Genomic DNA, 11343 nt, shown 5'->3' on the forward strand with positions numbered 1-11343 from the left:
AGGAGGAAGTACAATGTCCGGACATTCAAAATGGGCCAATATTAAACATAAAAAAGGTAAAACTGATGCGTTGAAAGCAAAAGTAACGACTAAAATCAGCCGTGAAATTACGGTTGCCGCACGTATGGGCGGTGGCGATCCGGTTGGTAACATGCGTTTAAAATTGGCTTTGCAAAAAGCTCGTGAAAACAACGTGCCTAAAGATAATATTCAACGCGCCATCGCTAAAGGCGTAGGCGCTACCGATATGGATAACTACGAAGAAATTACCTATGAAGGTTACGGCCCGGGCGGCGTAGCGTTAACGGTTGAGTGTTTGACCGATAATCGTAATCGTACGGCAGCCGATGTGCGTCATGCGTTCTCCAAGAACGGCGGCAACCTCGGTGAAACCGGTTGCGTAGCTTGGATGTTTAACCGTAAAGGTATCTTCGTAATCGACAGCGAAGGTCATGACGAAGAAGAATTGACCATGCTTGCTTTAGAAGCGGGTGCGGAAGATTTAAAAGTGGAAGATGACAGTTTTGTTATTTACACCGCTCCGGAAGATTATGACACTGTTGAAGCAGCCTTGGCCGATGCTAATATCGAAACCATGGTAAGCAAAATCACCATGGTGCCTGATAATACCATCGCTCTTGAAGGGGACAACGCTGTAAAAATGCAAAAAATGCTCGATGCCCTTGATGATTTAGACGATGTTCAGGATGTGTACCACAACGCGGATCTTCCTGAAGAAGAGGAATAAGAACATAAAAATATAAAGCATCATTGTTAAACTAATTGTTTAATAATGGTGCTTTTTTTGTGTACGTTTCAGTCCCGATATGGCTCAATGACATATGGCCGATAAAAAACCATTTGATTATGCATAATTGCTATATGTATTTTGCGAAAAATTGATTCATTGGCGTGTTTTATCTATTGCTTTATTGTATAATAAAAAGTGTCAAAAAAGATTTCACAAGATGGAAGCAACGTGAAATTTTAGATTAAAAAGTTTGACGTTTTGTTTGACGTTAGCATTTGACGCAAATAAATGTCATAAAATAACAATACAGGCAGAGGGATTATTATGGCAGCAAAATTGGTAGTGCGTTTTTTGGGAACTCTTGAGATTCTCAAGGATGGGGAAGAGGTATTTTTCTCCTATAATAAGGTCAATGCATTAGTGTATTACATTCTGGTGCGCGGGACCGTTATGCGTGATGAATTAAGCGGTATTTTATGGGCTGATAAACCGGATGCGGTAGCTCGTAAAAATCTCCGCAATGCAATTTACGAAGCAAAGAAAATACTGGGGGCCGATACGTTTATTTCACCACGTAAAGCGATTATTAAAGTCAATCCGGCGGTGGATGTGGAAATTGACAGTAAACTGTTCGAAGCCGATCCGGTGGGGCAGTTGGATTTATATAAAGGTGAATTTTTGCAGGGCTTTTTCATCAAGGATTCCGTGGAATATGAAGATTGGTACTTAGCCGAAAGAAGTCGGTTAAAAAATCTATATATGGATGCTATTGCCGAAAAATTGCAGATTGCCGTGTCCGAAAAAGACTACAATACAATTGAACGGCATGGTCAGCTTTTGATAGCTCAGAATCCGTATGATGAGAATGTGTATGCTATCGTACTGCGCGCTTATTGCGAACAGGGCAAGATGCAGCAGGCTATGGAGCTCTACGAAGAAATGAAAGAGCTTTTCCAAGGGGACATGCAGTCTGATGCTTTGGCTGATATTGATGCCATTATTAAAGATGCGTTGCAACAGGAAGAGAAGAAATTCCAGAACCGCTCTCATCGTATAGCGATTCCTATTGGCCGTGAAAAAGAATTGGAAGATATGACGGCTCATATTTGGTCCTTTATGCGTGGTCGTGCCGGTGAAGCATTGATTTTATTAGGCGATGCGGGGAGTGGTAAAACGATGCTTAAGGATATTGCGCTCGACAGCTTACAGGATGAAGTGACGGTTATTCAGACTAATTGTTATCAGTTGGAACGTAATTTTTTACTGCATCCGTGGACAGAAATTGTAAATGGTCTTGTTAAATTATTGGAAGAAAACGGAACCATGATTCCTGATTTTGAACTGAGTCGTTTATATACTTTGTTCCCACAAATGGACATGAGTATTGACCGCGATTTAGGTTTGGTGGAAATTAAGGACATCTTGAAGTTTGATTCTATCTTTCATACGTTGTCAACCGTGCTTGATGTGGCATCGGCCAATAAAAAGTTAATTATTGTATTTGGAGATATTCAGTGGATGGACCCGCTCAGTTTGTCCCTTTTGAGCAGTTTAATCCTGCGCAAACAATCGGATCGGATTCTGTTCCTTATGACGGGCCGCGATTCCCGTGAAAAAGATTTTCAACATTTTATCACGTCTATTGCCGTCTATAAACGTCTTCATGTAACACAGTTAAATCCGTTATCCAAGAAAGATATTCAGCAATATGTGGAAGCGGCCGGTTTAAACATTCCTACAGATGCAAATTTAATTAACAAATTACAATTGGAAACAGAAGGCAATTTATTTTTACTCAATGAATGTTTAAATTCGCTTAAGACTACAGGCAGCTTAGATAAATTGACTAATAATATGGCAACCTTGTTTAAGGCCAATTATTTATCCTTAACGGAAGAGCAGCAGAAAATTATTGATTTTATTTCGCTGTTTTATAATGGTGCGCCGATTTCCATGATCAGTGAATATATGAAAATGGACACCTTACGCCTGTTGGAATATTTGGAAGCGTTGGAAGCGAAGAATATGATAACGCCGTTTTCACAACAAGCGGATGTTTTATATGAAATCAGTCAGCAGAAGTTGAAAGAATTTATTCAACAGCAATTATCACCGGAAAAATGGAAAATTTTACATGGTTATTTGGGCTCCTTATGGGAAAAACGCTTAACTCACTCCAAAAAGGACGTAGTGATTTACAAGCATTTGGAATATCACTATGAACAGGCCGGCGAATTGGTTAAAATGGGGCACTATAAACTGAAAGGGCTCATGTATTACTTGAACTTCAGTCATGAACTCTTCCCGGTACTCAGTCTGTCCGAACCGATGCAGACCGGTGGGGCCAGTTATTTTACGGAAGCGGATACCTTACAATATCTGAGTGATGTGGATAAAATGATGGAACGCATTCGTGAAACCTGCGGTGCTACAACGGAAGTGAAGAATTTGGAACTTATGTATTTGCACTTAATCGGACGTTATTTCATTCGTGAAGGCAAATATGAAAAAGGGGTTCGCTATATTCTTGATTTGATTGAACAAGCATCTGAAATGCGTAATCGCGATTATACTCTCATGGGGTATAAACAGATGATTTACTACGATATCCAAACAGGTAATACCAATGAAATGAAAAACTATTTGGAAATTGCTTTGGATTTGGCCGTAGAATGTAACTACCATAAGGAAGTAGGGATACTTTTACGTCTTAAAGGCTTAAATATGATTATGCAAGGTGACTTTGAAGAAGCGGAACGGCTTCTCAATGAATCCATTGCTACGTTTATGGTAACACAAACGGTGGCTCGTCGTTATGCCTTAAATATTGCGGCAGCCTATAATTATATCGGTGAAATCCGTCGCGGCCGTGGGCAATTTGAAGAAGCCATTGAGTATTATGATAAAGCGTTAGCTATTTGTAATGATCAACAGGCTTACAGTTCCTGGGTAGTATTTTCCTGTAATGCGGGCATTGCGGCCTATAACTTAGGGCAGTTTGACAAAGCACAAGTTTATTTTGAACAGGCTTATGAATTCTTTAATCGTTATGATTTCTATTGGCGTCGCCCAATCGTTGAATCGTACTTGGCCTTGTTAGCTATGCGCGAAGGCAATCAAGAAGGCGCCTTGAAGTACATTGATGAAGCGATGGCAAAATTAACGATGATGAATAATCCGCAGGAAGTAGGGTATGTGAATATGGCCATTGCTTTAATTAAGCATGAATATCCGCAATCCGAAGTTACTAAGCGTTATCGCGGCAGTATCGGCATGTATAGCGGTCGGGCTTTACGCTATTTGGATTTATACCGCGATACCTATGAAAGAGCAAAATTAGAAGCTATGAATGAAGCTTCGTAATTAGCAACTATGAATGAAGCTATGAATGAAGCTTCGTAAGTTTAGGGAGATTGTAATGAAGTTCCAAGTGGAATTTGGGATTTTCGTTACAATCTCTTTTTCTGTTTTGTGATTTAGCATTTTAACATGATAAAAATCGTCTGGAAAATGTCAATTTTAAAATTGACGGGCTCTTATTTTTACGGACTTTTTTCAGATTATTCTATTTGATACTTAATGACAAATTTTTGAGGTTTGAAAAACTTTGACCATTTTACGACAAATTTAAAGTATACTATAAAAAAGTAAATATTTACTCAGACCGGACACATTTACTTTACTGATTTTGAAAGGTTAGCAAAGGAGTTGAAACTGTATGGATATTTTAATGAACCCGATAGTGGTATCAGTTATTGTCATGTCAGTCATTTGTTTGCTCAAAATGAACGTTCTGTTAGCCGTAATTGTGGCTGCTATAGTAGCCGGTACAATCGGCGGGATGTCTATTGAAGACACCGTAGGATCGCTCATTAACGGTATGGGCGGTAACTCTGAAACAGCATTGAGCTATATTTTGTTAGGTGCCTTGGCCGTAGCTATCGGTCGTTCCGGTTTGGCCGGTGTAGCATCCCGTAAAATTACTCAAGTTGTAGGGAACAAGAAAATCGCCTTTGTATTTTTAATTGCCTTTGTAGCTTGTTTCTCTCAGAACTTAATTCCTGTACATATCGCATTCATTCCTATTTTAATTCCGCCACTCTTGGTATTAATGAATCATATGAATTTGGATCGTCGTGCTGTAGCCTGTGCCTTAACATTCGGTCTTAAAGCACCGTATGTAAGCTTACCGGTTGGTTTCGGTCTTTTATTTATGACAATTATTAAAGACCAAATGGTAGCAAACGGTGTAGATGTTTCTATTCAAGATATTTCAGCCGTTATGTGGATTGGCGGCGTTTCCATGTTGGTAGGTCTTGTTCTTGCGGTATTCTTCTACGCTCGCGACAGACATTATGAAGATTTACCGGTTATCGGTGCCGATGAAAATCCTGATGATGTTACTATGACTAAAGAATGCTGGTTGGCTTTATTGGGTGCTGCTGTTGCCTTTGGCGCTCAGCTTTACTTCCAATCCTTACCAATCGGGGCCATGTGCGGTCTCTTAGTTATGTTACTTACCGGTTGTATTAAATGGAAAGATATGGACCTTATGATGGACGGTGGCGTTCGCATGATGGGCTTCATTGCATTCGTAATGCTCGTTGCGGCCGGTTATGCCAATGTACTTCGTGAAACTCAATCGGTTCAATCTTTAGTAGAAGCAACAACTTCCGTTATCGATACTAAAATGGCCGGCGCTATTCTTATGTTAGCCGTTGGTTTATTAATTACCATGGGTATCGGTACTTCTTTCGGTACAATTCCGGTTATTGCTTCCATTTATATTCCAATGGGCTTTGAATTAGGTTTTGGTGTTCCTGCCATTATCCTTTTAATTGGTATCGCAGCTGCTTTAGGCGACGCCGGTTCACCTGCATCTGACTCCACGTTGGGACCGACATCCGGTTTGAATGCAGACGGTCAGCATAATCATATTTGGGATACTTGTGTACCAACCTTTATTTTCTACGATATTACGCTCTTTGTAGGCGGCGTTATCGGTGCTTTAATGCTTGGTTAACAGGTAATCACAGTTAATAGTGTTTTTCTCAGCAGTTTATAATAACAAAGAATGTCGGGTCAATGTAAATAGACGTAGTAAATTGATGTAATAGGAGATGTAACGTATGATTAAAGCCGTAAAATCCATTAAAGAAGTTGTTTTGACAGGTCATGATCTTACTTTAGCTGAATTAGTAGCGGTTGCCCGCTATGATGCTAAAATCAAATTGGCAGAATCAGCTATAGAAAGCATCAAAAAATCACGTGCCATCGTAGATAATATTGTAAACAGCAATTCGGTTGTATATGGTATCACCACCGGTTTCGGTTCCTTATGCCGCGTGCATATTTCCAAAGAAGATTGCTCGCAGTTACAGGAAAACTTAATTCGTACCCACTCTTGTGGCTTTGGTAAACCATTTAGCCGTGAAGCAACTCGTGCGATGATGCTCATTCGTGCTAATGCATTAGTAAAAGGGTACTCAGGCATTCGTTTGGAAACTTTGGAAACGTTAATCAACATGATTAATAAAGGCGTTCATCCGTATATCCCTGAAAAAGGTTCCCTTGGTGCATCCGGCGATTTGGCGCCGTTATCTCATATGGTATTACCGATGCTTGGCCTTGGTGATGCGGAATATGAAGGTCAGCTTTTGACCGGTAAAGAAGCTATGGATAAAGCGGGCATCCCTATTATTGCCTTACAAGCTAAAGAAGGTTTGGCACTCATTAACGGTACCCCTGTTTTGACAGCCGTAGGGGCCTTGGCTCTTTGGGAAGGTATGTGCTTGTTAAAATTAAGCGACGTAGCAGCGGCCTTATCGGCTGAAGCTATGAGTGGTATTATTAACGCCTATGACGAACGCATTCATACGATTCGTCCTCATAAAGGCCAATTAGATACGGCTCATAATATGCGCGAATTACTTAAAGGCAGTACCTATATTACGCAGCAAGGTGAGTTACGTGTACAAGATCCGTACTCCTTACGTTGTGTACCGCAAGTTCACGGTGCTTCCAAAGATGCGTTGGCTTTTGTAAAAGAAAAAGTAGATATTGAGATTAACTCCGTAACCGATAATCCGATTATTTTACCGGATGGCGATGTAATCTCCGGTGGTAATTTCCATGGTGAACCAATGGCATTGCCATTTGATTTCCTCGGCATCGGCTTAGCGGAAATTGCTAATATTTCGGAACGTCGTTTGGAACGGCTTCTCAATAATTCGTTGAGCGGTTTCCCATCGTTTCTCGTTAAACACTCCGGCTTAAACTCCGGCTTCATGATTACTCAGTATGCAGCGGCTGCCTTAGTAAGTGAAAATAAAGTACTTGCTCATCCGGCTTCCGTTGACTCCATTCCTTCTTGTGAAAACCAGGAAGACTTGGTAAGCATGGGTGCTCATGCCGGCCGTAAGGCAGGGGAAATTGCTGAAAACGTTCGCCGTGTAGTGGCAACCGAAATCTTGGCAGCTTGTCAGGCTATTGATTTACGCGAAGACAGCGGTCAATTAGGTGTGGGCACAGCAGCTGCTTATAAAGCAGTCCGTGAATCCAATAAATTTATCGACTATGACAAAGACATTGAAATGTTCAAAGAATTAGAAAAAGTAACAGCTATTGTTGCTGACGGTACTTTATTGGAAGCTGTAGAAGCTGTTGTAGACCTCGATATTTAATTTAGTTCTCGGTCATAATTTGATATAAGAGGATATACTTTAAGATTCAACCGGGCGTACCCGGTTCGGACCTCATAAAGGTCTATATAATTTGAATATTGACTTGATATAGCCTCTGTGAAAACTCTCTGTATATCGGTACAAAAAACTCGCTATAAAGTACCGGTACAGAGAGTTTTTACGTATAAATCAACATCTATATAATTGCAAAATTACTTGAAATAATTAATGTATACATCTCTTTATTTATATGTATCGATATGATATAATAGGTTATAAAGTAATTGATTATAATTATTGATTGTAAATCATAAAATATTTAAAACGGAGGTTTTAATATGAAGACATATGATCTTATTGTTATCGGCACCGGCGGCGCTTCCATTGTAGCCGACGCAGCCATAGCTAAAGGTAAAAAAGTAGCTATTATTGAGAAAGGCAAATTTGGCGGTACTTGCTTGACTCGCGGCTGCATTCCGACCAAAGTAATGGTTACCGTAGCTGATGCGGTTCGTGAAATTGAGGAACTGCCTAAAATCGGTGTGCAGGTACAACCGGCTACTATCAATTGGGATTTGATGTCCAAACGAGTTTGGCAAAAAATCGATGAAAGCAAGGGTGTTGAAGCTTACTACGATAAGTTCGATAATGTTGATTTGTATCGCGGCGCCGCTACTTTTGTAAAAGATAAAGTTTTGACAGTTACCATGAACAGCGGTGAAGTGACCGAAGAAATTACCGCACCGATTATCGTATTGGGCGTAGGTGGTCATACTAAGATTAATCCGCTTAAAGGTTTGGAAGAAGCTGGCTATATGAGCAGTGAAAGCCTCTTCGGTGATAAATATCCGAATAAACCGTTTAAATCCTTGGTTGTTATGGGGGGCGGTCCTATCGGTACCGAGTTTGCTCACGTATTTGCCGCAGCCGGTACGAAAGTAACTTTAATTCAACATAATGTGCGTTTACTTCCGAAGGAAGACGAAGAAATTTCCGAACAAATCTATAAAGATTTGACTCGTTTGGGTATTGAAGTCATTTTGAATCAGGAACCGGAAGAAGTACGTGTTGAAAACGGCGAAAAAGTTGTGGTAATTCGTGACCGTAAAACCGGTGAAATTCGTGAAGTGCGCGGGGAAGAAATTCTCATGGCGTCCGGTATCAAACCGGCTACGGAAGAATTGAAATTGGAAAATACTTCCATCAAAACTAAACGTGGCGGCTGGATTGTAACTAACGAATTTTTGGAAACGTCGGTTGACGGCGTTTATGCTATGGGTGATGTGAACGGGGAAGCACCATTCCGTCATAAGGCCAACTATGAAGCGGATATTATTGCTCATAATTTGTATCATGCAACATCGCCGCAGGATTTCCGTTGGGCTCGTTATGATGTAATCCCGGCCGTTACCTATACCTATCCGCAAGTAGGTCATGTAGGTCTTACTGAAAAAGAAGCGATTGAACAGGGTTACAGTGTAAAAACCGGCAAGAATTTCTATTCTTCTTCCGCAAAGGGTTTTGCTATGGGCTTTGATCCGGGTGATGAAAACGACGGTTTTGTAAAAATCGTAGTAGATACTAAGACGAATAATATCTTAGGAGTTCACGTAATTGGGCCGCAAGCGTCTATTTTGTTCCAACCATATGTTAACCTCATGAACAGTGGCGACACACCGTTAACGGCGATTAATGAAGAAATCGGTTCTGCGTTGACGAAGCAGCTTCGCAGTGAAGGTTTGGTTCGTAAAATGGATCCTCATTCCGTTAAAACTGTGGGCGAAACGATGGCTCCGCATCCGGCTCTTTCGGAAGTGGTAATGTGGACTCAAGTATACTATGAGCATCGCTGGTAAGCTGAACTTTAAAATTCAAAAATTCAATATTTTAAACACATAATATAATTTGAAACCCTCCTCAATGAGGCGTATTATATAGTAGAAGTTTTATTTACAAACTTTTTATCATACGTTTCTTGAGGAGGGTATTTTTTACAAAAATACATATTGATAATCATTGAGAAATGGTATATACTATCTTAAGTAGATAATGATTATTCATTGAGAGATGAGTGCACAGGTCGAGTAATTGACACGGCACGACGCATTTTATGTCCCTTTTGGGCTTGACGTTGATGTGTTTTGAGTTATGTGTGTGATTTTAAAGGTTTAAAATTGGTGGGTGGCAATATATGCAAGAGCAGTTAATACGATGGTTTGTTAAAGATTATGACAGTGTGAAAGCACCGACGGTGCGCACAAGATATGGTAATTTAACAAGTCTTGTAGGTATTATTACGAATTTAATTATTTGTATAGGTGAAATTGTAGTCGGCTTGCTGGTTGGATCCATTGCCATGATTAGTGATGGTATCCATAATGTGGCTGATGCGGGCGGCTCGGCTATATCTTTTTTTAGCTTCCGTTTTTCTGCTAAGCAAGCAGATCGGGAGCATCCCTATGGCCATGGTCGAATCGAATATCTGTTATCTATTGGTTTTTCCATACTCTTATTTGTTTTGGCAACGCAATTATTTTTGGAAGCCTTCGATAGAATCATGAACCCGCAAGTGGTTGAGTTTTCGGTGTTAGCTTTCGTTGTGATGCTATGTGCCATGAGTCTAAAGGTTTGGCTCTACACTTTCTTCAAAAATGTGGGGATTCGTATTAATTCACCGATTTTGCAGGCCAACGGTTTGGAATGTTTGTCCGATGTGTGGGCAACTTTAGGCATTACCGTAGGTCTTTTGGTAGGAGGGCTTTTAGATTTTCCTATTGACGGTTATTTAGGTGCTATCGTATCCTTAATGATTGCTCGTGCAGGTTATCATGTATTGTCCGATGCCATCAATCGTTTGTTGGGCAATGAACCGAGTCCGGAAATGGTTAATGATATTGCCAATTTTGTAAAATCCTATCCGGGCGTTTTAGGCATTCATGACTTGATGATTCATGATTACGGCCCCGGTCATGTTTTTGCCAGCATTCATGTCGAAGTAGATGCGAAAGAAGACGTTATAAAAAGTCATAATTTGATTGACCGCATTGAACGAGATGCGCGTAAACAGTTATATATTCAGTTGACGATTCATATGGATCCGCTTTTAATCACAAAAGAATCTATGGCTTTATATGATAAGATTCACTCGGTTGTTAAGGCGTATGATGAGAAATTGAGCCTTCATGATTTACGAACTGTGCAAAGCGATGATAAATTACATATCATATTTGATTTGGTTGTACCTTACGACGATCGTCAACGGATGGATGTGATTGCTAAATCAATTACTAATATTTTGCAGGCCATGGATCCATCTTATGTAGTGACAATTACACCGGAGCATAGCTATACGGGTACTGAAAATATTCACGGTTAAAGTATCGGTAGATCTTTAAAATAGGTTTATAGGACGAAATAAAAGGATGACCGTTCCTCAGCTGAGGAACGGTCATCCTTTTATGTAGGTGATAGAAATGATAACTATTTAACTATTTATGCTTCGATTGTTTTATCGACTACCACTTTAGATTGATCTTCATTGATATTTTCAGGATAGCCGTGTTCGGCAAAATCGGCAGCCGCCACGAAGAGAATATCCGTGGACGAGTTAAGGGCAGTTTCTGTGGAGTCTTGAAGAACACCGATGATGAAACCTACACCAACTACTTGCATGGCGATATTATTGGAGATACCGAATAAGCTACAAGCAAGCGGAATCAACAAGAGGGAACCGCCGGCAACCCCGGAAGCACCGCAAGAACCGATGGTAGCAATAATACTTAATAGGATAGCGGTAGCAAAATCAACCGGAATATGAAGGGTATTAACGGCTGCCAATGTCATAATGGTAATTGTAAGGCCTATAGGACATTTTGAGTTGGTTTTTAGACCGATGAGACTAGTATTTAT

General features: G+C 40.3%; 7 protein-coding genes. 6 read left to right on the forward strand and 1 reads right to left on the reverse strand.

What is annotated here, in order from left to right; translation table 11 throughout:
• Positions 1–13 precede the first annotated feature (13 nt).
• The 6 genes from MXE28_RS07895 to MXE28_RS07920 all read left to right on the forward strand — a co-directional run bounded on the left by MXE28_RS07895 (position 14) and on the right by MXE28_RS07920 (position 10810).
• Entirely contained in the window at positions 14–748 is a 735-nt protein-coding gene (locus MXE28_RS07895; protein WP_021841511.1) for a YebC/PmpR family DNA-binding transcriptional regulator, read from the forward strand.
• 327 nt (positions 749–1075) lie between these two features.
• Positions 1076–4114 (forward strand): tetratricopeptide repeat protein, encoded by a 3039-nt coding sequence (locus MXE28_RS07900; RefSeq protein WP_247240024.1) that lies wholly within the window; start codon positions 1076–1078, stop codon positions 4112–4114.
• Between the two features lie 355 nt (positions 4115–4469).
• The gene (locus MXE28_RS07905) at positions 4470–5774 is read left to right on the forward strand and encodes a Na+/H+ antiporter NhaC family protein (protein ID WP_156704619.1); all 1305 of its coding nucleotides are present in this window, start codon (positions 4470–4472) and stop codon (positions 5772–5774) included.
• A 106-nt stretch (positions 5775–5880) separates the two neighbouring features.
• The gene (gene hutH, locus MXE28_RS07910; RefSeq protein ID WP_021841383.1) at positions 5881–7434 is read left to right on the forward strand and encodes a histidine ammonia-lyase; all 1554 of its coding nucleotides are present in this window, start codon (positions 5881–5883) and stop codon (positions 7432–7434) included.
• A 338-nt stretch (positions 7435–7772) separates the two neighbouring features.
• Positions 7773–9290, forward strand: coding sequence for a dihydrolipoyl dehydrogenase (locus tag MXE28_RS07915; protein ID WP_021841384.1), 1518 nt, complete (start codon positions 7773–7775; stop codon positions 9288–9290).
• A gap of 335 nt (positions 9291–9625) precedes the next feature.
• Complete coding sequence (locus tag MXE28_RS07920) at positions 9626–10810, forward strand: cation diffusion facilitator family transporter (RefSeq protein ID WP_021841385.1); 1185 nt, start codon at positions 9626–9628, stop codon at positions 10808–10810.
• A gap of 116 nt (positions 10811–10926) precedes the next feature.
• On the opposite strand, the gene MXE28_RS07925 is transcribed toward MXE28_RS07920, so the two are convergent.
• Positions 10927–11343: cation:dicarboxylase symporter family transporter (locus tag MXE28_RS07925; protein WP_247240025.1), on the reverse strand; the 417-nt coding region annotated here is incomplete at its 5' end.

The sequence above is a fragment of the Veillonella sp. KGMB01456 genome, assembly GCF_023051165.1.
Taxonomy (GTDB): Bacteria; Bacillota; Negativicutes; order Veillonellales; family Veillonellaceae; genus Veillonella_A.

What these genes read in the sequence shown, in the direction of transcription:
- MXE28_RS07895 (WP_021841511.1), top strand. Translation starts at nt 14, where the DNA reads ATGTCCGGACATTCAAAATGGGCCAATATTAAACATAAAAAAGGTAAA.
- MXE28_RS07900 (WP_247240024.1), top strand. Translation starts at nt 1,076, where the DNA reads ATGGCAGCAAAATTGGTAGTGCGTTTTTTGGGAACTCTTGAGATTCTC.
- MXE28_RS07905 (WP_156704619.1), top strand. Translation starts at nt 4,470, where the DNA reads ATGGATATTTTAATGAACCCGATAGTGGTATCAGTTATTGTCATGTCA.
- hutH (WP_021841383.1), top strand. Translation starts at nt 5,881, where the DNA reads ATGATTAAAGCCGTAAAATCCATTAAAGAAGTTGTTTTGACAGGTCAT.
- MXE28_RS07915 (WP_021841384.1), top strand. Translation starts at nt 7,773, where the DNA reads ATGAAGACATATGATCTTATTGTTATCGGCACCGGCGGCGCTTCCATT.
- MXE28_RS07920 (WP_021841385.1), top strand. Translation starts at nt 9,626, where the DNA reads ATGCAAGAGCAGTTAATACGATGGTTTGTTAAAGATTATGACAGTGTG.